22 protein-coding genes are annotated in these 25881 nt (G+C 67.9%); 5 read left to right on the forward strand and 17 right to left on the reverse strand.

Annotation, left to right across the window (positions count from 1 at the left end; genetic code table 11):
• Window positions 1-10 precede the first annotated feature (10 nt).
• The 11 genes from IT779_RS19525 to IT779_RS19575 form a co-directional block, all read right to left on the reverse strand.
• Entirely contained in the window at window positions 11-850 is an 840-nt protein-coding gene (locus tag IT779_RS19525) for a mycofactocin-coupled SDR family oxidoreductase (RefSeq protein ID WP_196150768.1), read from the reverse strand.
• A 79-nt stretch (window positions 851-929) separates the two neighbouring features.
• Window positions 930-2207, reverse strand: coding sequence for a cytochrome P450 (locus IT779_RS19530; protein WP_196150769.1), 1278 nt, complete (start codon window positions 2205-2207; stop codon window positions 930-932).
• Between the two features lie 115 nt (window positions 2208-2322).
• Window positions 2323-3156: a hypothetical protein gene (locus tag IT779_RS19535; RefSeq protein ID WP_198428671.1), complete on the reverse strand. Its 834-nt coding sequence runs from the start codon at window positions 3154-3156 to the stop codon at window positions 2323-2325.
• A 48-nt stretch (window positions 3157-3204) separates the two neighbouring features.
• The gene (locus IT779_RS19540; protein WP_196150770.1) at window positions 3205-4500 is read right to left on the reverse strand and encodes an MlaD family protein; all 1296 of its coding nucleotides are present in this window, start codon (window positions 4498-4500) and stop codon (window positions 3205-3207) included.
• Window positions 4497-5612: an MlaD family protein gene (locus IT779_RS19545; RefSeq protein ID WP_332838869.1), complete on the reverse strand. Its 1116-nt coding sequence runs from the start codon at window positions 5610-5612 to the stop codon at window positions 4497-4499. Before IT779_RS19545 ends, IT779_RS19540 begins: the two co-directional genes overlap by 4 nt.
• Window positions 5609-6715 (reverse strand): MCE family protein, encoded by a 1107-nt coding sequence (locus tag IT779_RS19550; RefSeq protein WP_196150771.1) that lies wholly within the window; start codon window positions 6713-6715, stop codon window positions 5609-5611. The genes IT779_RS19545 and IT779_RS19550 overlap by 4 nt, the downstream gene beginning before the upstream one ends.
• Window positions 6712-7749 carry an MCE family protein gene (locus IT779_RS19555; RefSeq protein WP_196150772.1) on the reverse strand — a complete coding sequence of 346 codons (1038 nt, stop codon included), beginning with the start codon at window positions 7747-7749 and terminating at the stop codon, window positions 6712-6714. The genes IT779_RS19550 and IT779_RS19555 overlap by 4 nt, the downstream gene beginning before the upstream one ends.
• Window positions 7746-8795 carry an MCE family protein gene (locus tag IT779_RS19560; RefSeq protein WP_196150773.1) on the reverse strand — a complete coding sequence of 350 codons (1050 nt, stop codon included), beginning with the start codon at window positions 8793-8795 and terminating at the stop codon, window positions 7746-7748. The genes IT779_RS19555 and IT779_RS19560 overlap by 4 nt, the downstream gene beginning before the upstream one ends.
• Window positions 8792-10057 carry an MlaD family protein gene (locus IT779_RS19565; RefSeq protein WP_196150774.1) on the reverse strand — a complete coding sequence of 422 codons (1266 nt, stop codon included), beginning with the start codon at window positions 10055-10057 and terminating at the stop codon, window positions 8792-8794. Before IT779_RS19565 ends, IT779_RS19560 begins: the two co-directional genes overlap by 4 nt.
• A gap of 6 nt (window positions 10058-10063) precedes the next feature.
• Window positions 10064-10918 (reverse strand): ABC transporter permease, encoded by an 855-nt coding sequence (locus tag IT779_RS19570; protein ID WP_196150775.1) that lies wholly within the window; start codon window positions 10916-10918, stop codon window positions 10064-10066.
• Window positions 10918-11811, reverse strand: a complete 894-nt coding sequence (locus tag IT779_RS19575; protein WP_196150776.1) for an MlaE family ABC transporter permease — start codon at window positions 11809-11811, stop codon at window positions 10918-10920. Before IT779_RS19575 ends, IT779_RS19570 begins: the two co-directional genes overlap by 1 nt.
• A gap of 771 nt (window positions 11812-12582) precedes the next feature.
• Between IT779_RS19575 and IT779_RS19580 the strand changes: the two genes are divergently transcribed.
• The gene (locus tag IT779_RS19580; protein WP_196150777.1) at window positions 12583-13191 is read left to right on the forward strand and encodes a TetR/AcrR family transcriptional regulator; all 609 of its coding nucleotides are present in this window, start codon (window positions 12583-12585) and stop codon (window positions 13189-13191) included.
• A 14-nt stretch (window positions 13192-13205) separates the two neighbouring features.
• On the opposite strand, the gene IT779_RS19585 is transcribed toward IT779_RS19580, so the two are convergent.
• Together IT779_RS19585 and IT779_RS19590 are read right to left on the reverse strand one after the other, a co-directional pair.
• Complete coding sequence (locus IT779_RS19585; RefSeq protein WP_196150831.1) at window positions 13206-13721, reverse strand: hypothetical protein; 516 nt, start codon at window positions 13719-13721, stop codon at window positions 13206-13208.
• 392 nt (window positions 13722-14113) lie between these two features.
• Window positions 14114-14830 carry an enoyl-CoA hydratase/isomerase family protein gene (locus tag IT779_RS19590; protein WP_196150778.1) on the reverse strand — a complete coding sequence of 239 codons (717 nt, stop codon included), beginning with the start codon at window positions 14828-14830 and terminating at the stop codon, window positions 14114-14116.
• 79 nt (window positions 14831-14909) lie between these two features.
• Between IT779_RS19590 and IT779_RS19595 the strand changes: the two genes are divergently transcribed.
• From IT779_RS19595 to IT779_RS19610, 4 genes are all read left to right on the forward strand, one after another.
• Window positions 14910-16469: an AMP-binding protein gene (locus tag IT779_RS19595; RefSeq protein WP_196150779.1), complete on the forward strand. Its 1560-nt coding sequence runs from the start codon at window positions 14910-14912 to the stop codon at window positions 16467-16469.
• A 38-nt stretch (window positions 16470-16507) separates the two neighbouring features.
• The gene (locus IT779_RS19600; protein WP_196150780.1) at window positions 16508-17704 is read left to right on the forward strand and encodes an amidohydrolase family protein; all 1197 of its coding nucleotides are present in this window, start codon (window positions 16508-16510) and stop codon (window positions 17702-17704) included.
• Entirely contained in the window at window positions 17701-19128 is a 1428-nt protein-coding gene (locus IT779_RS19605) for a FadD3 family acyl-CoA ligase (RefSeq protein WP_196150781.1), read from the forward strand. The genes IT779_RS19600 and IT779_RS19605 overlap by 4 nt, the downstream gene beginning before the upstream one ends.
• Window positions 19129-19321: 193 nt before the next feature.
• Window positions 19322-20578, forward strand: coding sequence for an amidohydrolase family protein (locus IT779_RS19610; protein WP_196150782.1), 1257 nt, complete (start codon window positions 19322-19324; stop codon window positions 20576-20578).
• 86 nt (window positions 20579-20664) lie between these two features.
• On the opposite strand, the gene IT779_RS19615 is transcribed toward IT779_RS19610, so the two are convergent.
• The 4 genes from IT779_RS19615 to IT779_RS19630 are packed head-to-tail and all read right to left on the reverse strand — an operon-like array spanning window position 20665 to window position 25690.
• Window positions 20665-21822 carry a thiolase C-terminal domain-containing protein gene (locus IT779_RS19615; RefSeq protein WP_196150783.1) on the reverse strand — a complete coding sequence of 386 codons (1158 nt, stop codon included), beginning with the start codon at window positions 21820-21822 and terminating at the stop codon, window positions 20665-20667.
• Entirely contained in the window at window positions 21819-22997 is a 1179-nt protein-coding gene (locus IT779_RS19620) for an OB-fold domain-containing protein (RefSeq protein WP_196150784.1), read from the reverse strand. The genes IT779_RS19615 and IT779_RS19620 overlap by 4 nt, the downstream gene beginning before the upstream one ends.
• A gap of 21 nt (window positions 22998-23018) precedes the next feature.
• Complete coding sequence (locus tag IT779_RS19625; protein WP_196150785.1) at window positions 23019-24227, reverse strand: CaiB/BaiF CoA transferase family protein; 1209 nt, start codon at window positions 24225-24227, stop codon at window positions 23019-23021.
• Complete coding sequence (locus IT779_RS19630; protein WP_196150832.1) at window positions 24224-25690, reverse strand: aldehyde dehydrogenase family protein; 1467 nt, start codon at window positions 25688-25690, stop codon at window positions 24224-24226. The genes IT779_RS19625 and IT779_RS19630 overlap by 4 nt, the downstream gene beginning before the upstream one ends.
• Window positions 25691-25881 lie beyond the last annotated feature (191 nt).

Here is a 25881-nt window from a genome sequence, read left to right on the forward strand (position 1 = left end):
GGCGCGTGCCCTACTTGAGGGTGCTGCCGCCGTCGACGGTCATCTGCAGACCGGTGATGTAGCGGGCCTCGTCGGAGGCGAGGAACAGCACCGCGTTGCTGATGTCCTCCGGCTCGACCCAGCCGATCGGCAGCACGTGCATGAACTGCGCGACGGGCTTGAAGTCCTCCGCTGTCGGATCCTCGAGGTCGGGGCGGAACATCTTCATCGTGCCCTTGTTCATGAACATCGGCGTGTTCACGTTCGTCGGATGCACGGAGTTCACGCGGATCGAGTGCTGGCCGAGTTCGACGGCGAAGCCGCGCATCAGGCCGACCACGCCGTGCTTGGCGGCGACGTAGTGACCGGTGTTCGGGTAGGCCTTGAGGCCGCCGACCGAGCTGGTGAGGATGATCGAGCCACCCTTGCCCGCCGCGAGCAGGTGCGGCACACCGGCTTTCACCGACTTCCAGACACCGGCCAGGTTGATGTCGATCATCGTCGACCAGTCCTGCTGGCTGATCTGGTCCAGGGTCTGACCGCCGTTGCCGATACCGGCGTTGGCGACGATGATGTCGAGCCCGCCCAGTTCCTCGACACCGCCGGAGACGGCGGCCGAGAGCGCGTCGAAATCACGGACGTCGACCTCGGCGGTGACGATCCGGCGACCCTGCGCCTTCACCAGTTCGGCGGTCTCGGCGAGATCCTCCGGGGTGGAGTGCGCGATGAGATCGGTGCCGCTGACCGGCTTGCAGACGTCGACCGCGATGATGTCGGCGCCTTCCTGGGCCAGGCGCACCGCATGGCTGCGGCCCTGGCCACGGGCCGCGCCGGTGATGAACGCGACCTTTCCTTCTACCCGTCCTGGCATGGTTACCTCTATTCGTTGTCGGGACCCGCGTCGTCGGAGGCCCGCGGGCAGCGCTTTACGGGCGCTCTGGACGATGCGTTCAGGAGTTCGGCGTGAACGTGATGTTCAGATCGGTGAGCCCGCGCAGGATGAAGGTCGGCTCGAAGTTGTAGTTCCGGTCGCCTTCGGGGCCGTGCTTCTCGGCGTCGATCTCGATGTCGAGCATCCGGTCCAGAATGCGCTCGATGGAGACCCGGCCTTCGACCCTGGCCAGCGGACCACCGGGGCAGGAGTGCACGCCGCGCCCGAATGCCATGTGCTCGCGGAAGTTCGGGCGGTCGAGCTGGAATTCGTGCGGGTTCTCGAAGCGGCGCGGGTCGCGGTTGGCGGCGCCGGGGCAGACCATGACCGTCGCGCCGACGGGAATATCGATGTCACCGATCGTCGTCGCGGTCTTGGCCAGCCGGAATCCGCTCTTCACCGGCGATTCGAAACGCAGGGTCTCCTCGATGAACTGTGGGATCAGGCTGCGGTTGGCGCGCAGTCGCTGCTGCACCTCCGGGTGCTCGCCGAGCACCTTGAGCGACCAGCCGAGCAGTTTCGCAGTGGTCTCCTGCCCCGCGGCGAAGAGGAAGGTGGCCGAGCGCACCACATCGATGACCTCGGGGGTGGTGCCGTCCGGGTATTTGGCCAGGGCCAGGGAGGTCAGCACGTCGTCGCGTGGATTCTCGCGGCGGTCGCTGATGTAGGCGACGAACTTCTCGTCGAGCCATTCCAGCGGGTTGCTCGCGACGATCTCGTTGTCCAGCGCGCCGACTCGCGATCCAGGACGCTCGGCGCCGAGCACGATGCGGAACTGTTCGTGATCCTCCTCGGGCACGCCGAGCATGTCGGCCACGACCAGCAGGGAGAAGGGTTTGGCATAGGAGGCGAGGAATTCGCACTTGCCCGCCTCGAGGAATTCCTCGATCTGGCGGTCGGCGAGCCGCCACATGAAGTCCTCGTTCTCCTTCAGACGCGCGGGCGTCAGCAGGCGATTGAGTACCGACCGCGCGTAGGTGTGCTGCGGCGGGTCCATGGTGACCATGTGCTCGTACATCGGAAGTTCGGAGCGGTGCTCCTCGATCAGACCGGTGATGTCGTCGCCTTCGATGGCGAAGGGCAGCGGCGGGAACGGGCCGCCGACGGCGATGGCCGAGGAGAACACGTCCGAGTTCTTCAGCACTTCGGTGGCCTCTTCGTAACCTGTCACCGCGTAGACACCGAACGTCGCTTCCTTCGACACGGGGCACTTGGCGCGCATGTGGTCGAAGTACGGGTGCGGGTTGGGCACCAGCGCGGGATCGGTGAAGTAATCGACCGAGTCGAGATCAGTCATCTGCGGAACTCCTGAGGATCGAAGCTTACCAAGGGAAGGATAACACCATTATTCAGTTGTGCGAATATCATTCTCGCTGGGCAATAGCGATGATATCGGTACTCCCGTACCGACATCAGGGCAGGTAGACCCGGCTGGCCAGCCAGCGGTCGCCGACACGTTCCATCGTCATCGCGACTCGGCTGCGATCCACCCTCGGATCCGCCGACGCGGCATTGGTGACGGTCTGGTCGATGAACAGCAGCACCTCGACCTTGTCCTCGGACGCCGACTTCACCGCCGCGTCAAGCACCGTGCCCTTGCCGCTGGCCTTGTTGTCCAGCAACAGCTGTCGCAGCTGCCCACTGGAACGGGTATACATATCGCGGAACTCGCCGGTCGAGCCGTCGAGCACCGCCGCGAAACCGGCGTCGAGATTGGCCGTGTCGACGCTGGTGAGCGTCACGGCGTACGCGCGTGCCGCCGCCAGGCCCGCGTCGGCGGCGGCGTCCACATCGCGCTGCTGCTTGGCCTGCCACCCCATGATGCCTACCGCGACCAGCGCCGCCACCGCCACCGCCGCGGTCACCGGGAACAGCGCCCGCCGAGCGGGTTTCGCGATCCGGGCGAGCAGGCTCGGTCCCTTGTCGCCGCCGTCGGTGGCGGTCGGCGCGGCGGGCGCGTCCTTCTTCGAGACCTCGACCGTGGACGACTCGGTCTCGGGCGCTTCGGCTTTCACCGACTCTCCCGGCGCCGCGGACTTCTCCGCTTCGGCCGATGTCTCGCTCTTCACGGTCTCGCCGTCGGCGGCTTCGGCTTTCGCGGCTTCGCTCTTCGCGGTCTCGACCTTCTCGGTCTCGCTCGCGGCGGCGACCTCGGCCTTCGCGGACCCGTCGGCCTTCGCGGTCTCGTCGGTCTCGGTCGAGCGGTCCTTCGTCGCGACGGAACCGCTGCTGTTGTTGTGGCTCATGGTGCTTCCTAGTAGTCGATGTTTCCTTACGGGTGCTTGCCCAACCGCTCAGCGCTGGGGCGCGGGCGGAGCGGCAGGCAAGGGCGGTCTGCCGTAGGTCAACGGCAGAGACATCGGGCCGACAGGCGACTGAGTGGTCTGCGCGTCGGGACGCGCACCGGACGGCGGTATGCCGGGGATCGCCTCCCCCGGTGGGCGCGGCGCATTACTCGCCCCGCGGATCAGCACCGAGGGATCGTTGTTCGGGCAGTAGGTGTAGAGGAACGGCTCCGGGTAGTCCGGCCGCGACGGCGGACGGCGCGGCAGATCGTAATCGCAGGTGTAGCGCGGGTACAGGTTCACCAGACCCCAGATGCCGCCGTCGTGGAAGGCCACCGACAGTCCATCCAGCGCCGAACCCGCGCGGCCGGTCGGGAAGAAGAACTCCTGGAGGGCGGGCACCCGTTTGGAGGTCGTATCCGCGACCACGGCCAGATTCGTGAGCAGGTCGGCGGCATTACCGGAATTCTCGGCGAGTACCGCGTCGAAGGCGCGCAGCGTGCCGGGCGCGGCGCCGAGCAGTTCGACATAGCCGCCGGTCTTGGCTTCGACACCACCGAGGAAGGAATTCGCGTTCCCGGCGAACTTGCGCAGGCCGGGACCCAGATCGTCGACGGTGGCCAGCAGTGTGCGACTGTCGCGGATCAGGCTCACGGTCTGCGGCAGCACCGAATCCAGGGTGGAGACGAGGAAGATGCCGCTGTCCACGATGTCGGCCAGCTTCGCCGGGCCTTGCGGGCTCACGCCGAGTTCGGCGACGATGGCCTCCAGATCGGCCGGATTCACCTGTGCCAGCGTGGTATCCAGCGTCGAGAGGGTCTTCCACAACGGCGTCGGGGTCGACGTGCGGCCGACCTCGATCTCAGCGCCGTCGGTGAGATACGGCCCGCCGTCGCGCTGCGGACGGAAGTCCAGGTACTGCTCACCCGCCATGGACAACCCCGCCACCCTGACTTCGGTGTCGGCGGGCAGTCGGGTTTCGGCGTCGATCGTGGCGACCGCGACCAGTCCGGTGTCGGTGAGTTCGAGCGCGTCGACCTTGCCGATGGGCACGCCGCGCAGGCTCACCCCGCGCCCGGTCAGCAGGCCGCCGGAGTCGGCGAGGTGCACGCGCACGGTCATCGTCGAGGCTGTCGGATCGGCGCCGAGCGCGCCGAAGAGCAGATATCCGATGCCGATGATCAGGGTGAGCACCAAGGCGCCGGACGAGAGGGCGACCCGTCGCGCCCGGCCCGCGTGCACGGTGCGCACGACACCGCGTGCGACCAGTTCGCCCGCGCCGACGCGCGGAGCGGTGACGGTCATCGCCCACCTCCGATGCGCTGTTGCAGCCTGAGCAGCGTGTAGGTCAGGCTGCCGACGAACTTCTGCCAGTCGCCCGCGTCGGGCACCCGGCTGCCGGGATCGCCCAGCGGGTGGTTGACGTCGGGCAGCGCGCCGAGCGCCAGATCCTGACCGTCGGCGTCGACCACCGCGGAGGTGCCGCTGGTGATGGCGATCACCGGGCCGAGCATGGCGTTCATCGCCGCGACGCTCGCGCCGGGCGCGGTGGCCGCGGCGTTGAGCTGCTCGGCGATCCGGTTGATGTCGGCGACCATGCCCTCGCTGCCGTTGAGTCCGGGGAAGCGCAGCAACTGTTGGCCGATCTGATCCACCCGCCGCACCAGCGCCAGCGCTTCCTGCGAATTGTCCTGGAGGATGTCGAGCACCGGACGGGTGGCGAAGATCAGGTCGTCGATGGTGCCGCTCTGGGCGTGCAGACGCGCGGTGAGCTGGTCGATCTCGGCCAGGGTCGCGCGGATGTCGTCGGAGCGCGCGGCCAGTGCCTGCACCACGCGGGTCGACTGTTCGATGAGTGCGGCCACGTGGTCGCCCCGGTCGCCGACCGCGTGGCCGAGACCGTTCACCAGCGTCGTGATGTTGCGGACCGCGCCGCCGTTGACCAGCAGTGACGCGGTGGTGAGCAATTCCTCGATGGTGGCCGCGGCCGCCGTGGAGTCCCGCGCGATGCTGTCGCCGTCGCGCAGGACCGGGGTGGCGTCGGTGGCGTCGGCGGGCGCGGTCAGGGAGACGAAGACGTCGCCGAGCGGGGTGGCGGTGCGCAGTTCGGCCCTGGTGCCGAGCGGTAGCCGCACGCTATCGCCGATGCTCATGGTGACGATGGCGTGGTAGTCGCGCACCGCCATGCTCGTCACCTCGCCGACATCGGCGCCCGCGAGCCGGACCTTGGCCTTGGCGGGCAGATTGAGCGCGTTGGCGAAGTCGGCGTGCACGGTGTAGTTCGACCCGCCGACGCCAGGCGCGGGCAGCGGCAGGTCACCGAGACCGACAGCGCAGCCGCCCGTCGACACGATCGCCGCGACACCCAGTGCCGCCGCCTTGATACCCCGCGGCCCGGCGCCGCGCGCGGCGCTCACCGGCCCATCCTCGACATGGCCTCGAGCATGTCGGTGATGCCGAAGTCGGGACCGAAATCCTGCAAGGTGCCGGTGGCGCAGCCGAGTTGGCGCAGGCCGAGGATATTGCAGACCTCCTTGACGAGCTGGCCGTCGAAGAAGACCTTGTCCAGCAGCGCGTGCACGCGCACGCCGCGGAACTGGAAGTCGATCGCGTTGTAGGCGTTGTTGAGCAGCAGCGGTGTCACGTCGATGAATTCCGCGATTTCGGCGCGGTAGTCGGCGAGCGCCTTGGTCACCGTGCTCGCGTCGGTCAGGGTGGTGCGCAGGCTGTCGGCGTTGTCGGTGAGCAGTGCGGTGGTCTGGGTCATGATCGCATTGATCTGGGCGCCGGTGTCGCCGGTCCCGATCTGCAACTGGGCCAGTACGTCACCCAGTTGACCGGTGGCCGAACCGAATTCGCGGATCAGTCCGTCGTTGTCGGCGGCCGCCTTGACCAGGATCGACAGCTGGTCGACGATCCGGGTGATCGACTCGCGAACCTGCGCGCCGCCGTCGTCGCCGAGGCGCAGCGCCGTGGACAGCTCGTCCAGGGTCTCGCGCAACTGCGGTCCGCTGCCCTGGGCGATGGTCGCCGAGACGCCGAGGAGTTGGGCTATCGGCCCGTCACCGGGCTTGTCGCCTTTCAACTCCCCCGCCAGCCGGTCACCCGCGCCGAGCAGGCGATCGAATTCGACCGGTGTCCTGGTCCGGTCGAGTCCGAGGTGCGCGCCGTCGGGCAGGGTCGGTCCGCCGCGGTAGGCGGGGGTGAATTCGACGTGCCGGTCGGTGAGCACCGACGTGGACACCGTCACCGCCTTCGCGTCGGCCGGGATGGCGATATCGCCCTCGACCTCGAGGGTGACCTCGACGTGGGTACCGCGCGGCTGCACCGCGGTCACCTTGCCCACCGGCATGCCGAGCACCGCCACCGCGTTGCCGACGTACAGACCGGCCGCGTTGTCGAAGGCTGCGGTCACGGTGGTGGTGGACTTGCCGAGGCCCATCGGACCGCCCGCGCATCCCGCGACCGCGCCGATCAGCGCGATCAAGGCGATACGCACCAGCACACTCATCGCTCTCATCGGCAGTCCTCGAAGTACGGGGTGAGATTCGCCTGCTTGGCGCGGCTGCTGATCGCGCACATCCAACTGTCGATCAGCACGCCGTTGGGCGAGGTGAAGTCGACCTCGTTGCCGGTGCCGGAGGCGTTGGTGAAGTTGCGGATCGGAATCGGCAGGATCTGCAAGGTGTTGCGCAGCAGTTCGTCGTTGCGGGCCAGACTGCCGAGCAGTCCGTTCAGGCCGTTCAGCAGTTCGTCGACCTGGGGCCGGTCGGTGCCGACCAGGTCGCGGATCTGGCCCGCGAGTTCGTTGGTGGCCGACATCAGCCGTTGGATGGCGTCGCGGCGGGCGACGATCTCGGTGAGCAGGTCGCGACCCTGGGTCATGATCGCCGACAGGTCCGCGCGCTGTTCGGTGACCACCGTGGTCAGTCGCTGGGCGCCCGCGAGCAGCGCGCCGAGTTCGCCGCGGCGGTCGCCGACGATCGTGGACAGGGCGCGCAGATTCTCCAGCAGGCCGGGCAGCACGCTCGGCACGCCGTCGAGCTGGGTGGCCAGGGTGTTCAGCGACCTGCTGATCTGGCCCGCGTCGATCTGGTCGAAGGTGACCGTGGCGTTGTCGAGCGCCTGTTGCAGGTCGTAGGGAACGGCGCTGTGGCTCAACGTGATCCGGCGGTCGGGCACCGAACCCTTGCCCGCGGGCTTGAGTTCGACGTAGCGCGCGCCGAGCAGAGTCGTGAGCTTGATCGAGGCCCTGGTCTCGGCGCCGAGCGCGACATCGTCCTGCACGGTCAGGGTCGCCACCACGTGGTCACCCGCGAGGCGCTGGGCGGTGACGGTGCCGACGGGTACACCGGCCACGGTCACCGAGTCCCCCGGACTCAGCCCGGCCGCCTGCGCGAATTCGACTTCGTACTTCACCGTCCCGACGCCGAGTCTGTTGACCCCGAGCGCCGCGGCCACCACGGCGATCAGCAGGACGAGCGCGACGACACCGACCACCCATGTGCGATATTCCTCGAGTGGTCGGCGCGCCGTGACTATCTTCGGTGTCATCGATTGTTCACCTGACAGGTCGTCGAATACTGTTGCTGCCCGGTCGCCGAGGCCATGCTCACGACCGTCGGCACCAGCGAGGTGAGTCCGGGCAGCAGGGTGGCGCGGATATCGCAGAGGTAGGTGTTGAGGTAGGCGCCTTCCTGGCTCACCCGCGCGAGCCCCTTCATCAAGGCCGGCAGGTTGAAGCCGAGATAAGCGAACTGGTCCTTGTTCTCGGTGAAGTGCCGGGTGAAACCCGGTTCCCGGTACAGCATTTCGTCGAGGTCGGGCTGGATGCCGGTGACCACGTCGGCCATGCGGTCGGTCAGCGCGGCGGCGGTGGTGAGGGTGCCGAGCAGTTCGTCACGGTGACGGCTCAAGCCGTCCACGATCGTCCGCGACCGGGTGATGAGCGTGCTCACCTCGTCGCTGTGCACGGCCAGATCCCCGACCACCTGGTTCAGGTTGGTGATCACCGAGCCGAGCACCTGGTCCGGGCCCGCCAGCGACTGGGCCAGCGTCGAGACCTGTTCGATGAGCAGCACCACCGAGGTGTTGTCGCCCTGCAACGCCCGGATCAGCGCACCGGTCACATTGTCGACCTGCTTCGGGTCGAGTCCGCCGAACAGCGGCTCGAAGCCGTTGAGCAGTCCGGAGATGTCGAAGGACGGCTCGGTGTGCTCGAGCGGGATCTCGGCGCCGGGGCGCAGTGCGGCGGCATTGCCGAAATCGGCGAGCGCGAGACCGAGATAGCGCTGCCCGATGACGTTCTGGTAGGTGATCGACGCCTTGGTGTTGCCGTAGAGCTGCTGCGCCTTCTCGACGCGGAAGTTCACCCTCGCCTTGTCACCGTCGAGGGCGATCTTGTCGACGCGGCCGACCCTGACCCCGGCCATGCGCACGTCGTCTCCCGCCCGCAGTCCGCTGACATCGCTGAATACCGCGGAGTACGAGTCGGTGTCGCTGTTGATGCCGCGATCGAGGGTGACGTAGGTGATCCAGATCAGCGTGAAGGACACCACGACGAACAGGCTGACCCCGACCAGTGCTTTGCGGTAGTTCATCGCGGGGCTCCGCTCGGCAGTGGGCCATCGGCCAGGAACCCGCCGAGGATCGATTCGGCGCCGTTGCCCTCGCCGCCGAGTACCCGGCGGATCATCTCTTGCAGATCGACCGGCAGATCCGGCGGCGTCGGATAGGTTCGCGGATCCATGGTCGCCGGGAGTTCCTGCGTGGGAATGGATTCCGGAGCCGTGCTACAACTGGGCGCGGCCAGTTGCCCGTAGCGCTGGCAGTCCGCGCGGGTGTAGAGGGTGTGCGGGGTGAACCGGAACTGGAATTTGCCTCGGCCGCGCGGATTCTCGGAGTTCCAGAATTCGGTGAACCACAGGTCGGAAAGCTTCTTGATGGTCATCACGATCGGAGTGAAGGACGGCGAGCCCGCGGCGAAGACATCGAGTACAGGCCCCATTTGTTCCGTCACTGTGACGATCTGGTCGGTACGTCGGTCCAGCGATCCGCCCACCGTGGACAAGGTGTTGTTACCCGCGGCGAGCAGGGACACCAACTGCTCGTCGTGCTCGGCGACCGTACGCATGGGTGTCACCGCGTGGTGCAGCGCGTCCAGCAGGTCCGGCGCGGACGCGTTCAGGCCGCGCACCGCGTCCGCGAGCACCGTCAAGGTCGGCGGACCGCCGTCCGGTGCGAGCAGCGCGTCGAATTCCCTGGTGATGCGGTCGAGTTGCCTGCCCGCCTCCACTATCGAGGTGCCGCGCCGGTCGGTGGCCTCGGCCACCGCCGCCAGCACGCCGACGGTATTGGTCGTGCCGATGCGGGCGGTGGCGGCGATGATCTCGCGCAGTTTGGTCAGCGCGGTCTGCAACTGCACCGTGGAAAGGCTTCGGTCCTGCGGGATCTCGGCATTCGCCGACAAGGCCGTCGCGGGGCCGTTGTCCACCAACTGGACCGAGGACACCGCGAACACGTTGCTCGGCACCACGCGCGCGGTCACCGACCTCGGGATCCGATCGGCATAGGTCGGATCGAGTGTCAGCCGAACACGATTCGGCCCGGCGCCCGAAGCCGGAGTCACCTCGGCCACGGTCCCGACCAGCAAGCCGCGGAACTTCACGTCCGAACGCGCGGGCAGGCCGTCGCCGAGCTGCTCCAACAGCGCGGTCACCTCGACCTTGTCGTCGAAACGACCGGTGGACTTCACCAGCAGCAGACCGACCACCGCGGCGGCGACCACGAGCATGATCAGCCCGCGCGACAGCAGCGCCGCGGGTGACGGTCCGCGCCCGTCCTTCTCGAACAGAATCGACACCGGGCCTCATCCCCCCAATCTGGCGCTGGCGCCGATGCCCCACAGGGCGATGGTCAACAGGAGATTCACCACGATCATCAGCGAGATGGACGCGCGCATCGCGCGTCCGGCGGCGATGCCGACGCCCTGCGGCCCGCCCGCGGCGTAGAAGCCGTAGTAGCACTGGATGGTCGTGGTGAGAACGACGAAGATGATCGCCTTGATCAGCGAGTACACGATGTCGGGACCGTTGAGCACCAGCTGGAAATAGTGCTGGTAGGTGCCCGTCGACAGCCCGCCCGAGGCGCTGACCACCACCTGCACCGCGATGTAGTTCACCGCGAGGCACACCAGATACAACGGGATCATCGCCAGCACCGAGGCGAGCAAGCGGGTGGTGACCAGGTACGGAATCGACCGGATCGCCATCGATTCCATCGCGTCGATCTCCTCGGCGATGCCCATCGCGCCCAACTGCGCGGTGAACCGACACCCCGCCTGCGCGGCGAAGGCCAGCGAGGCCATGATGGGCGCGAGCTCGCGAGTGGACGCGGTGGAGGCGATCAGGCCGATGGTGGGTTCCATGCCGAGCAGGTGCAGCGCGTTGTAGCCCTCGAGGCCGACGATCGCGCCGCCCGCCGCGCCGAGCACGATGATCACCCCCGCGGTGCCGCCGCCGACGACGATCGAGCCGTTGCCCCAGGTCACATCGGAGAGCACGCGCAGGAATTCGGCGCGGTAGTGGCGCAGCATCACCGGGATCGCGGCCAGCGCGCGGATCAGGAACGACACCATGTGCCCGAGGCGCATGATCGAGGCCCCCAGCCGGTTCAGGCTGCGGACCAGGGCGTAGGTGCCGGGAGGGTAGTAGGTCGCCGCCATCACAGACCCTGTCTCGGTAGCAGGATCATCGCCAGCTGGGTGACCACCACGTTCACCGTCATGAGCAGCAGAATCGACGAAACCACCGTCGAGTTCACCGAATTCGCCACGCCCGCGGGCCCGCCCTTGGTGGACAGCCCCTTCTCGCAGGCGACCACGGCCACGATCGCGCCGTACATGACGGCTTTGAACAGGGTCAGGATCAGGTCGCTGACGGTGGCGAAGGAGGCGAAGGTGGCCACGAAACTGCCCGGTGCGCCGTTCTGGACGAAAACGTTGAACATGTACCCGGCAAGGAAGCCGACGAAGCAGACCACGCCGGTGAGCGAGACGCCGACCAGGATCGCGGCCGCCAGTCGCGGCACCACGAGCCTGCGCACCACCGAAACACCCATGACCTCCATGGCGTCGAGTTCTTCGCGGATCTTGCGCGACCCGAGGTCGGCGCACACCGCCGAACCGACCGCCGAGGCCATCAACAGCGCGGCGACCATGGGCGCGCCCTGCCGGATGACGGCCAGTCCACTGGCCGCACCGGCCAGTGACGTGGCGCCGACCTGGCCCGCGAGCAGGCCGAACTGGATCGACAAGGTCACACCGATGGGCAGTGAGACGAAGATCGTCGGCAGCACCGCCGCGTTCGCCATGAACGCCGACTGCTTCACGAACTCCGCGAAGGCGAATCGACCGGTGACGATGTCGAGGATCAGATACTGCACAGCGCGGACGCCGAGGACGAATTGCCCACCGACCGTCTCCAGCGCGGTGACCGGATGACGGCGCAGATAGCCGCGGGACCAGTCCTTGATTTCCCGCGTCGCCCACCCGGTCGGCGGCCCGGCCGCGACCTCGACGGCGCGGTCCGCGCGCACGTCGGATTCTTGGTGAGTCATCGTCGATCTCGAAACTCTCGGGTCCGTACAGGCGGCATCCCCACCGCCATCGGACATCATGAAACGCAATTGCATCCGGATTCGATATTTCGATTGCCGATACGGCCGTCCGCACGATCGGAGGCTATCTCGAAGCAATCACGCGATTCCTGTTCTAGCGTGCACCCGGTGACGCAGAGGCACCCAGTTATTGTGCGTGCCATCACACGCGGAGTCAATAGCCGGACAAGCGCGCTTCGTGACCGATTTCCGCATGCGGATTTTACGGATCAGGCCCGGTCCGAATGGATGCCGAAAACGGGCGATGGGAATTCCCACCACCCTCCGACACAGCGTGCGGTCGTGCACGGTTTCAATTGTTCCGCATGGATCGACGCGGCATCGTTCCACCCGGACGGGAGTGTCGTTTCGAATTCTTTCTACTAAAATCAGACTTATTCGTCGACATTTTCCACGGCATGCCCCACACTCGTTGGACATGAACTTTCCCGTGGACGACACACTGCGGACAAGCCGTCGAACCCGGCTCGCCACGACCGGCCGTTCTCCCTGATCCACCCTCCTGACCAGTGGACATGCCACAAATGTAGGCAACACTCCCCCCGAGAGACCACCCACGGGGTACCGTTCGCACATCCGATGCCGTGCACCTGCTCAGCATCGATGCTGAGCACATGCTTAGCATGTGCGGGTCCGGACCGTCAACCGTGGCCACACAATTGTCCGAAGAAATGAAAGCATCACCCCGATCGAGCATAAGGAGGACTGCGGATGCCATCGCCCCGTAGAATCGGAGCACCGGACGCCAAGAATCGCGGCCTCCTCGTCGACGCAGCTCAGGAACTCCTCCTCGAAGAGGGTTGGGCCGCGGTCACATCGCGTCGGGTCGCCGAGCGAGCGGGTTTGAAACCGCAGCTCGTGCACTATTACTTCCGCTCGATGGACGAGTTGCTGCTGGAAATCTTCCGGCGCGCGGCCGAAGCCGGGCTGATACTCCAGGCCGACATGATGAAAACGGATCGACCGCTGCGCGCGCTCTGGGATTTCAGCATCGATCCCACGGCCGTCCGGTTCACCATGGAATTCGTCGGACTTTCCAATCACCGCCCCGAGATCAGGGCGGCGGTGGCCGAGTACGCGGAACAATTCCGGACGATTCAGACAAATGCGCTGGAGACACTGCTGAAGGCCTACGGATTCGATACCGAGCGCTTTCCGGCCGCCGCCATGGCGGTGCTGATCACCAGCATCTCGCGGGTCGTGGTCTTCGAGCGCGAGCTTGGCATGGCAGGCGGCCATTCGGAGATCTTCGACCTCGTCGAACGGGAGATCGACCGGATCGAGGGGACACCCGCCGCCTCCGACTCCGATACCGCGTAAGTGGTGCCCGCAGCTCAGATGGTCGGGACCAGATCGGCCTCGCGCCCGTGAACCCGAGGCGGCCGCTGGCCGACCCGGAACACTTCCATCGGCTCGACCGCGCCCACCGGCCTGCCCGCCGCCGAGAGCGCACATGCCTTGAAGGCGCGCGCCGCGACGCTGACCCGGTGCCGCGCATGTCCGGCCGCGCGCCGCTCCAGTTCCGACGGCAGGCCGTCGCCCCACACCGCGACCTCGATCAGCCCGCGGTCGAGACAGTCGAGCACGCCCTCGCGGACCCGGCTGTCGGACCGGTAGGTCTCCGAGGCGATCGCGACGGCATCGGGCCAGGTGGGATGTGCCGAGCCCGCCAGTGACTGCTCCATGTCCAGCACCGTCGCGCCCAGAATCCGCAGTGGGCGCACATCGGTGTGATCGGCCACGAGGACCGTCACCTCCCAACCCGCGGTGTTCCGGTCGAACAGCCAACCACCCGCGTGCTGGATCACATCGATCGCGCTGGGCGCGACGATCGCGAGCCGGTAGCGCAGCGGGTGCTTGCGCGCGTGCGCCCGCCACCGGACAACCGAGTGGAGGTCGCGATTCGCGGGGTCGGCCGAATCGACGGATCGTACTGCCATGGTCTTCCCATCCAGCTTTCTCGAACATGGTGAACGCGGCAGATCCCACCGCCGGGCGCGGGCAGCGCCCTCGGGCACGATGACGCGTTCGAGCCCGAGGTCGCCCCGGTGCGGTGGATGATGAGCCGGGGGCTGCCGTGTGGCCATCGGGCCGTCGCACCGGGAGATCCACCGCCCACAGTAAGGCCGTTCTCGTTACTGTGATAGCGACCTCACATTTTCTGAGCATGTGATCTACATCACATGTTGGGGTATTGTCTACGGGGTACGAAAAGTGCGGGGATCATATTTGCTCGCCGAAATCACTTGGCGCGGTTCATCACCCGGTCGGCCGCGGCCCAGTGCGCGTCGGAGACCCACAACCGCGCGAAGGCGTCGACCGCCTCCTGCGGCGTCACCCCGGATACGACCCGCTTGACCTCGACCGCGGGCGCCGTGGCCAGCGACCGCGCCAGCCCGCGCCAGCCCGCGTCGAATTCGGCGCGCGGCAGCACCCGGTCCACCAGCCCGACCCGCAGCGCGGCGGGCGCGTCGAGGATCTCCCCCGAACCGGCGAGCATCAGCGCCCGGCCGTGGCCGACGAGCCGGGCCAGCCGCTCGGCGCCGCCCCACGCGGGCATGATCGCCAGCGACACCTGATTGAAGCCGATCTTGATGTCCTCGGCCGCGATCCTGATGTCGGCGGCCACCGCGACCTCGGCGCCGCCGCCGAGGGCGTGCCCGTTGAGCGCGGCGATCACCGGGCCGGGAAACTCCGCAAGCCGGTCGCAGATGCCACGCATCCGCCAGGCCATCGCGGCCGCCTGCTCCTCGGTGCGCAGCGCCGCCAGTTGCTTCAGGTCGCCGCCGGAGACGAACGCCTTGTCGCCCGCGCCGGTGATGACCAGCGCCTTGGCCTCGGCGGCGGCGTCGATGGCCTTCTCCAGCTGGTCCATCGTGTCCGGCGCGATGGCATTGCGAGCCTGCGGGCGATTGATCGTCACGACCGCCAGCCCATCGGCCAACTCAAGCTCGACCATGTCTTGTTCTCCCATGAGGAAATGTGATTCTCTTGTGGAGAGAACACTATACGGGTTCGCTAGAAACGGGAGTTCAACGATGCGCAGGATCCCCCTCGACCTGGTCCGGCACTATCGGGAACAGGGCTGGTGGACCTCGCGGACACTCGGCGAAATGCTGGCCGAAGGACTCGCCGCAGCCCCCGACGCGCCGTTTCGCATCCACTCCGCCAAACGCCCGTGGTCGGGCACCGTCGGCGAGGTCGAGCACAGCGCCCGCCGACTCGCCGCCGGACTGCGCCGCCGCGGCGTCGTCGCGGGCGACGTGATCGCCTTCCACCTGCCGAACTGGGTCGAGGCCGCGACCACCTTCTGGGCCTCGGCCCTCCTCGGCGCGACCGTCATGCCGATCGTGCACTTCTACGGCCGTAAGGAACTCACCCACATCCTCGGCACGGTGCAGCCGAAGGTCTTCGTCACCACCGACCTGCTCGGCGCCCCCGACAACTGCGCCGACCTGCGCGCGCGGATCCCGATCGTCGGCGTGGTCGGCGCGGATTTCGAGGACCTGCTCGACCCCGAGCCGATGACCGGGGTGGTTCCGGTGGATCCGGAACGGCCCGCCCTGATCGCGTTCACCTCCGGCACCACGCGCGCGCCGAAGGGCGTCGTGCACAGCCACGAGACGCTCGGCTACGAGACCCGCCAGCTGGCCGCCATGTATCCGACCGACCGAGGCTCGCAGCTCACCGCCGCGCCGGTCGGCCATTTCATCGGCATGGTCAACGCGTTCTTGATCCCGGTACTGGATCGGATGCCGATCAATCTCATCGACGTCTGGGATCCGGCGACGGTGCTGCGGCTGATGCTGTCGGAGGGACTCACCGTCGGCGGCGGCGTGCCCTATCACGTGACCAGCCTGCTCGACCATCCCGACTACACCCCGGCGCACCTGCCGCACCTGCGCTACGCCGGACTCGGCGGCGCGGCGGTCCCGGTGGCGGTGGCGACCCGGCTGGCCGAGGCCGGCATCACCGTCTACCGCTCCTACGGCAGCACCGAACATCCCTCGATCACCGGATCGCACCACACCGCGCCTGCGGCCAAGCGCCTCTACACCGACGGCGATCCGCTGCCGGGAGTGGAGATGCGCCTGGCCGAGGACGGCGAAATCCTCAGTCGCGGACCGGATCTGTGCCTCGGGTACACCGACTCCGAGCTCACCGCGACCGTCTTCGACGCCGATGGCTGGTATCACACCGGCGATATCGGGGTGGTGGACGAGGACGGCTACCTGACCATCACCGACCGCAAGTCCGACATCATCATCCGCGGCGGCGAGAACGTCAGCGCGCTCGAGGTCGAGGAGGCGCTGCTCGGACTCGCGGGGGTGGCCGAGGCGGTCGCGGTGGCGGTGCCGGACCCGCGACTGGGCGAGCGCACCGCCGCGGTGCTGCGGATGCGGCCCGACCACGCGGACCCGACGTTGGACGACCTGCGGGCGCATTTCGCGAGCGTCGGCATGGCCAAGCAGAAGTGGCCGGAGGAACTACACGTCGTCGCCGACTTCCCGCGCACGGCCAGCGGGAAAATCCAGAAGTTCGTGGTCAGACGTGATCTGGCCGACGCCAGGGGCGAGGGCGTTGCGGTACATCCCTGACGAGAATAAGATTCTCTCAAACGGATAAGGAGGATTCCATGAGCAAAGTCGAGCTGCCTTACCAGCTCTTCGACGCCGACAACCACCTCTACGAGACCAAGGAGGCGCTCACCCGGCATCTGCCCAAGCAGTACGCGGGCGCCATCCAGTACGTGGAGATCAACGGCCGCACCAAGATCGCGGTGCTCGGCCAGATCAGCGAGTACATCCCCAACCCGACCTTCGATGTCGTGGCGCGCCCCGGCGCGATGGAGGACTACTTCAAGAACGGCAACCCCGAGGGCAAGAGCCGTCGGGAGATCTTCGGCAAGTCGATGAAGGCGATCGACGCGTTCCGCAACCCGGAGGCCCGCCTCCAGGTCATGGACGATCTCCAGCTCGAACGCGCGCTCATGTTCCCGACCCTGGCCAGCCTGGTCGAAGAGCGCATGCGCCACCACCCCGAGCTCATCCACGCGGTCATCGAGTCGCTGAACCGCTGGATGCTCGACGACTGGGGCCAGGACGGCAGCTTCGTGCACTCCGGCCGCATCTTCACCATCCCGGTGATCACCCTGCCCATCGTGGAACGGGCCATCGCGGAACTGAACTGGGCCGTCGTCGAACACGGCGCCAAGGCCATCCTGGTCCGCCCGGCGCCGGTGCCGGGCTTCAAGGGCATGCGCTCGTTCGCGATGCCGGAGTTCGATCCGTTCTGGAAGCGGGTCGTCGAGCTGGACGTGCTGGTCACCATGCACTCCTCCGACAGCGGCTACTCGCGCTTCGACGCCGAGTGGGACGGCAACGACGCGGAGATGCTGCCGTTCCAGACCAACACCTTCGCGATGACCAACCAGTGGCGTCCGGTCACCGACGCGGTCGCGTCCTGGGTGTGCCACGGCGCGCTCAACCGGTTCCCCGACCTGAAGATCGCGGTCATCGAGAACGGTTCGGCCTGGCTCGAGCCGCTGCTGCAGCAGCTGTCCGACGTCTACAAGAAGGCGCCGGAGGGCTTCGGCTTCCGCGACCCGATCGAGGCCATCAAGCAGAGCCTCTACGTGAGCCCGTTCTGGGAAGAGGACCTGCAGCGCCTGTCCGACGTCATGGGCGTCGACCACGTGCTGTTCGGTTCGGACTGGCCGCACCCCGAGGGTCTGGCCGAGCCCGCGCGCTACATCCACGAGATCAAGGACATGCCGCTGGAGAACCAGGCGAAGATCATGGGCGGCAACCTGGCGCGGCTGCTCAAGGTATGACCTGGGAGACCATCCCGCAGATGGTCCTGTCCGCCGCCGACCGCTTCGGTTCCGCCGAAGCGGTCGTCGACGGCGACCTGCGGTGGAGTTTCGTCGACCTCGCCGACCGGGTCCGCCGGGCGGCGGGGGCGTTCGCGCGAGCGGGCGTCGGCAAGGGCGACCGGGTCGCGGTCTGGGCGCCCAATTCGGCCGAATGGATCGTGGCCGCGTTCGGGCTCGTCACCGCGGGCGGCGTGCTCGTCCCGGTGAACACCCGCTTCAAATCCGAGGAAGCGGGCGACATCATCGGGCGCAGCGGCTCGAAGATGGTGCTGGTCCAGCAGGGATTCCTCGGCGTCGAACACGGTCCGGGCATCGACGTGCCTGTCATCGACCTGAAGTCCGAATTCCTCACCGACGCAGACCCTTTCGAGGTCGAATCGGCGGCCGACGACATCGCCGACATCATCTACACCTCGGGCACCACCGGTCGCCCGAAGGGCGTGATGATGAATCACCGCCAGACGCTGCGGCTCTACGCGGAATGGTGCGATCTGGCCGATCTGCGCGAGGGCGACCGGTATCTGATCGTCAACCCGTTCTTCCACACCTTCGGCTACAAGGCCGGGCTGATCTCCTCGCTGATCCGCGGCGCGACCATCCTGCCGGTGCCGGTGTTCGACGCCGACCGGGTGCTGGAACTCGTCGCGCGCGAACGGATCACCATGCTGCCCGGCCCGCCAACGCTCTACCACTCGCTGCTCGAGGCCGCGGGCACGCACGACCTGTCGTCGCTGCGCGCGGCGGTGACCGGCGCCGCCGACATCCCGGTGGAACTGATCCGGCGCATCCGCGAGGAGTTGCCGTTCACCTCGATCATGACCGGCTACGGGCTCACCGAGGCCGGGACCGCCACCGCGTCCCGTTCTGGCGACACCGCCGAACAGATCGCGACCACGGTCGGCAAACCCTGCGACGGGGTCGAGATCGCGGTGGCCGACGACGGCGAGGTGCTGGTGCGCGGCTACAGCGTCATGCAGGGTTACCTGGACGATCCGGCCGCGACCGCCGAGGCGATCGACGCCGAGGGCTGGCTGCACACCGGCGACCTCGGCAGCATCGACGACAGCGGCCACCTGCGCATCGTCGGACGCAAGAAGGACATGTTCATCGTCGGCGGCTTCAACGCCTATCCGGCCGAGATCGAGGGCTTCCTGCTGGAGCATCCGGCCGTGGTGCAGGCCGCGGTGATCGGGGTCCCCGACGAACGGCTCGGCCAGGTGGGTCGGGCGTTCGTGGTCACCCGCACGCCGGTCACCGAGGCCGAGCTCATCGAGTGGAGCCGTGATCGCATGGCAGGCTTCAAGATCCCGCGTTCGGTGCGGTTCCTGGACGCGTTGCCGCTCAACGCGACCGGGAAGGTCCAGAAAGACCTCCTGCACTGACACACAATGCACCGGTCCGTATCCGGACCGAGGGGTGCCTGGATGTCGACCGAACGGGTTGCCGGGGTGTATCTTGTCACCATAGGAGAGTGGCATTCTCTTCATTCAAGAAGGTACGTCTCGCCGCGATCCGCACCGCGAACCCGATGGAGCGCACGCCAACCCGCAGCCCCGCGAACAGCCGAGGAGTCACGTGAACGCCGACGATCTGATCCTGGTGAGCATCGACGACCATGTGGTCGAACCGCTCGACATGTTCAAAGGCCACGTTCCGCAGAAATACGCCGAATACACGCCCAAGGTCGTGGCCAACGAGAACGGCATCGACCAGTGGATCTACCGTGACCGTCCGACCGGCGTCACCGGACTCAACGCCGTGGTCACCTGGCCTCCCGAGGAATGGGGATACGACCCCGCCGGTTACGCCGAAATGCGGCCCGCCGTCTACGACGTGCACCAGCGCGTGCGCGACATGGACGCCAACGGCGTCCTCGCCTCCATGTGCTTCCCCACCTTCACCGGATTCAGCGCGGGTCACCTCAGCCGCGGCGGCCAGGACGAGATCACCGTCGCCATGATCTCGGCCTACAACGACTGGCACATCGACAACTGGGCGGGCGCCTACCCCGGCCGCTTCATCCCGATCGGCATCCTGCCCATGTGGGACCCCGCGCTCATCGTGGCCGAGATCGAACGCCTCGCCGAGCGCGGCTGCCACTCGGTGACCATGCCCGAACTCCCGCACATCGACGGCCTGCCCAGCTACCACGACATCGACCACTGGGCGCCGGTGTTCCAGGCGCTCTCGGACCACGACACGGTGATGAACCTGCACATCGGACAGGGTTTCGGCGTGCTGAAGCTGGCCCCGGACGCCCCCATCGACAACTTGATGGTGCTCGCGCCGAGCATTTCGCTCATCGCGGCGCAGGATCTGCTGTGGGGTCCGGCGTTCCGCACGTTCCCGAAGCTGAAGGTGGCGCTGTCCGAGGGCGGCGTCGGCTGGATCCCGTTCTTCCTCGACCGCTCCGACCGGCACTACACCAACCAGCGCTGGCTGCGCCGCGACTTCGGCGGCAAACTGCCCAGCGAGGTGTTCCGCGAGCATGTGTTGGCCTGCTACGTGACCGATCCGACGGCGCTGAAGTTCCGCCACGACATCGGCATCGACAACATCGCCTGGGAATGCGACTACCCGCACTCGGACTCCATCTGGCCCAACGCGCCGGAGTTCGTGCTCAACGAGTTGCAGGCCGCGGGCGCCGACGACGGCGACATCCACAAGATCACCTGGGAGAACGCCTGCCGTCACTTCAACTGGGATCCGTTCGCGCACATCCCGCGTGAACAGGCCACCGTCGGCGCGCTGCGCGCCACCGCCACCGATGTCGACATCTCGACCCGGTCGCGCAAGGAATACGCCGAGGCGTACGCGAGCAAGGCGAGCTGAGCGGACGCGTCGCGGGGCGGTTCAGCACCGCCCGAACCACGGAGCCCCGGTCGGATCAACCGACCGGGGCTCTTCGGTATTCGAATCTAGGCGGGACCTTCGAGAATGGTCACCGCGGCGACGGCGGTCGGGCCGCCGAGGTTGTGCGCCAAGCCGATGCGCGCGCCGTCGACCTGGTTCACCGCGTCGCCGCGCAACTGCTCGAACAGCTCGACGCACTGCGCGACGCCCGTCGCGCCCGGCGGATGCCCCTTGGCCTTCAGCCCGCCGCTCGGATTGACCGGCAGCGCGCCGCCCAGCGCGGTGACGCCCGCCTCCACCAGTTTGTGCGCCTCGAAACGCTCGGCGAAACCGAGGTCCTCGTAGCTCATCAACTCGATGCCGGTGAAGTAGTCGTGCACCTCGGCGACATCGACGTCGGCCGGGGCGAGACCCGCCATCGCGAACGCGGCGCGCGCGGCGCGCACCGTGGCCGGGAAGGTGGTCATATCCCGCTTGTGCTGGTGCATCACCGTGTCGAGGCCGAGGCCGACCCCGCGCACCCAGACCGGGCGATCGGTGTAGCGGTCGACCACGTCCTCGGCGACCAGGATCAGCGCCGCCGCGCCGTCGCTCTGCGGCACGCAGTCGTAGACGCCGAACGGATCGGCCACGATCGGCGCCGACAGCGCCTGATCGACGGTGATCTCGAAACGCAGCCGCGCCTTCGGGTTGGCCGCGCCGTTGCGGTGGTTCTTCACCGCGATCATCGCCATGTGCTCCCTGGTCGCGGGCGACTCGTAGAGGTAGCGGTTGACGTGCAGCGCGAAGCCCGCGTGCGGGAACAGGCCGAGTTGATGATCCCATGCGCGGTCGCCGGCGACGGGCTCCCAGGTGCCGAGCAGATCCTTCTGCGCGTTCTCGCGCAACTTGTCGGCTCCGATCACCAGGGCCACGTCGACGGCGCCGCTGGACAGCGCGAACAGCGCGTTGCGCACCGCGTCGTTGCCGGTGGCGCAAGAATTCTCGATGTGGGTCACCGGGAGCCCGTGCAGGCCGAGGGCGTCGGCGAGCACGCCCGCGGGGAATCCGTCGGTAGCCCCCAGCGCCCCGAACCAGGCGGCGCCCAGATCCGAGGTGCGGATGCCCTTGTCCACCGAGGCCGCGCATTCGGCGAAGGCCATCGGCAGCAGATCCTTGATGCCGAGCGCGAAATGTTCGGCGAAGGCGGTCATGCCCGCGCCGACGATGGCCACTCTTCTCATACCGCCTCCGGTTCGGGCTCGAACGCGTACCCGTAGTCGGGCACGCCGGATCGCATCGCCACCCGGCGCAGCACCATCCGGCCCCGGTCGCCGATGCCGACGGTGCCGGGATCGGCGCCGGTCACCTTGGCCAGCGCGCGCACCCCGACCTCGTCGAGTTCGACGATCACCACCGAATACGGGCTCCGCTGGCCCGGCACCGGGATGCGCACGGTGGTCTCGGCGTAGACCACGCCGGTGCGCGGCAGCGGGACCAGGACGTAGTCGGTGCTCAGCGAGCCGTCGCCCGCGATGCGATAGCGCGGCGGGAAATCCAGGTCGCCGTCCTCGCCGTGGCGGCCCGCCTCCCAGCGGACCTTGGCCTCGAAGGCGCGCTCGTAGGCGGCCAGCGAGATCGGCGGATCGGTGCCCGCAAGCACCTCGCCCTCGGGCAGCGCGCGCGACGGCGGTTCGACGCGGCGCACGGTCACCGGGCCCGCCACCACCGTGACACCGGACAGGTTGGCCTGTTCGACGCCGACGAGCAGGCCCGCGCTCTCCCATTCGGCCATGGCGGCGAGCGCGAACAGGCTCGAACTCGCCCCGGTGGTCGGCAGCTGCGGCGGCGGGGCCAGACACAGCGCGACGGCCTGCTTGTGGTCGACGCCCGCCACCGACACCGGGGTGTCGAGCCAGGCCGCCGACAGCGAGGCCATCAGGCCGCGTTCGTGCAGCAGGCGCGGATCGCCGTAGTCGTGCACCGCGCCGACCGCGTTGCGGGTGCGCACCGGAAGGCTGCGCGCCACCCGCGCCGCGGTGCGTACCTGCATGCCCGCGCGCTCGGACACCAGCGCGGCGACCGCGCCGGCCGGCTCCACGTCGACGCCGATCACCAGCGTGCGCGGCCGCGCCGAACTCAGCGCGTCCAGCGTCGCGGGCGCGCCGCCGAGGCGCTCTATCACCTCGAGTTCGGGATCGAGACCGAGACCGGCGAGCAGGACCGCCGCGTTGCTGCTCTCCATCAGCGGCAGATCCCGGCTGACGACGACCACGCGTTCCACCGGTTCGCCGTCGGCGACCGCGGCGCGGCCCGCTTCGACGGCGAGTGTCACCGCGTCCTCGTCGTCGCCGGTCACCCGGCTTCGTCTGTCGCCCCAACAGGGCAGGTACGTCCCGAGGGACGTGACATACGGCACCGATCGGCCCCTTTCCCGTAACTACGAGACCGCGCCCGCGGTCTTCAACTCGATGATGCGATCCCAGTCGAGACCGAGTTCGAGCAGGACCTGTTCGGTGTCGGCCGCGAACTCCGGTCCCGGACGCAGTTCCGGCGCGGTGACGTCGAACTGCACGGGACTCGACGCCAGTTCCAACTCACCCGCCCGCAGCAGGTATTCGTTGGCCCGGATCTGCGGGTCGTCGCCGACCTGGAGCGAATCCTGCACCGGCGCCCATGGACCGGCCAGCGTACCGAAGCGCTCGGTCCACTCCGCCAGGGTGCGCCCCTTGATGACCTCGCGCAGGATCTGCACGGCGTCCTCGGTGTTGGCCGCGATCGAGGCGGCGTCGGCGAAGCGCGGGTCGTCGGCCAGTTCGGGGCGGTCGATGTGGCGGCACACGTCGGCCCAGAACTTGGCGGGTTGCAGCATCACGAACGACAGGTACCGGTCGTCGGCGGTGGCGTACAGACCCGACAGCGGATTCGTCGGGGCGCCGTGCGCGCCGGGCGCGGGCGCGACCAGCCGCTGTTTCTGCTGGGCCGAGAGCGCGACGGTGTGGCCGAAGGCCCACACTCCGCTGCCGAGCAGCGAGACGTCGACCACCGACGGCTCGCCGGTGCGCTCACGTTTGAGCAGCGCCGCCGCGATGCCGCCCGCCAGGTTGGTGCCGGAGATGGTGTCGCCGAAGGCCGGACCCGGCGGCTGGATCATGCCTTCGACGCCGGGCGGGGTGATGGTGGCGGCGATGCCGGCGCGGCACCAGAACGCGGTCATGTCGTAGCCGCCGCGGGTGGACTCCACTCCGCGCGGGCCGAGCGCGCTGCCGCGTGCGTAGATGATCGACGGGTTGACCGCGCGGATGTCGTCGAGGTCGATGCCGAACTTGGTGCGCGCCTGCGGCAGGAAACTGGTCAGGAACACGTCGGCGCGCTTGGCCAGTTCGTGGATGACCTCGCGCCCCTCCGGCACCGACATGTCGACGCCGATGCTGCGCTTGCCGCGATTGGCGTGCTCCACATTGGGATTCGGGTCGCCCTCGACCACGAACGGGCCGACCCGGCGCAGGCCGCGCTGCGGGTCGCCGGTGACCGCGTGTTCGACCTTGACGACCTCGGCGCCCCAGTCGGAGAGCACCGCGCCCGCCGAAGGGACGAACCCGTACATCGCGACTTCGAGAACGCGAATACCTTCCAAAGGCTTGCTCACTGGACAACCTCCGCCAGGGTCTTCAGCTCCAGGAATTCCTCGAGCCCGGCGCGGCCCATCTCGCGTCCGATGCCGGACTGCTTGTATCCGCCGAACGGCACGTCCGGGTGGAAGTAGTTGCCGCCGTTGATGCTCATGGTGCCGGTGCGGATGCGGCGCGCGACCGCTTTGGCGCGCTCGGCGTCGGCGCCGAACACGCCGCCGGACAGGCCGTAGATGGAGTTGTTGGCGATGCGGACGGCATCGTCGTCGTCGGTGTAGGGGATCAGCGCGAGCACCGGCCCGAACACCTCCTCCTGGGCGATCTCGCTGTCGGGGTCGACATTCGCCAACAGGGTCGGCGCGTAGAAGAAGCCGGGGTCGAGCTTCGCACCGCCGGTGACCAGGGTCGCCCCCGCCTGCACCGCGCGCTGCACCATGCCGTCGACCTTCTCGCGCTGGCGCTCGCTGATCAGCGGGCCCATGTAGGTCTTGGGGTCGCGCGGGTCGCCGTGGCGGACGTGCCCGAGGTTGGCGGCGATGAGCTGGGCGACCTTGTCGTGGTCCTGTCGCGGCACAAGTATCCGGGTGGTGAGCGCGCACCCCTGGCCCGCGTGCGTGGCCACGCTGAACGCGGCGAAGGTGGCGGCCTGGTTGTAGTCGGCGTCGTCGAGCAACACCATGGCGGATTTGCCGCCGAGTTCGAGGAAGACCTTCTTCAACGTCGCGCTGGCGGCGGCCATGATCTGGCGCCCGACCGGGGTCGACCCGGTGAAGGTGACGACATCGACATCGGGATGGGTGGTCATCCGCTTGCCGACCTCGATATCGGAGGAAGTCAGCACATTGACGACGCCCGCGGGGATGTCGGTGTGATTCGCGATGATCTCCCCGATCGCGAGCGTGGCCAGCGGGGTGTCCGGCGCACCCTTGAGCACGACGGTGCAGCCCGCCGCGAGCGAGGGCGCCAGCTTCGCGAGCGCGAGCTGATGCGGATAGTTGTAGGCGGAAATCGCGGCGACGACACCCGCGGCCTCCTTCTCGACCCACCGGCGGTGCTGCTGCCCACGCACCTCGACCGCCCCGAGGTCCTCGGACCACTCGTAGCCCTCGATCAGACCCGCGTAGTAGCGCACGATCTCGAACGGGCTCTCGAGCTGATTGCCATGAGTGAGCGCACGGGTCGCGCCGACCTCGGACATGGTCAGCTCGCGCAAGTCCTCGACGTTGTCACGCAACGCCTGGTAAAGCTGATTCAAACAGTGCGCACGAAATTTCGCGTCGGTCGCCCAGTCGGTGGTATCGAACGCCCGCCGAGCCGCGGCCACCGCGGCATCGACTTCGGCAACCCCCGCCTCGGGCGCATATCCATACACCTCACCGGTCGCCGGATCCAGCGACGCGAGGGTACGCCCGGTCTCGACAAGTTGCCCATCTATCAGCAGCCGCCGCGCAACCGCCACCGCCCGTTCCTGCGTTGACATCAAAGCTCCCTTACAGGTGGAAATATAATTCTCCCTACTGGAGAATTTAACATCCACACTCCGCCGCCTCACCCAAACCCGCAACATCCCCACCCCACCCACCCCCGCCAGGAGGGAGCCAGACGACCGACGGTTCGCGGCGTCTCGCGTCCCAGCGGTCGATACGATGCGACGCAGGAGCAAGTATCGAC

The sequence above is a fragment of the Nocardia bovistercoris genome, from assembly GCF_015674855.1.
Taxonomy (GTDB): Bacteria; Actinomycetota; Actinomycetes; order Mycobacteriales; family Mycobacteriaceae; genus Nocardia; species Nocardia bovistercoris.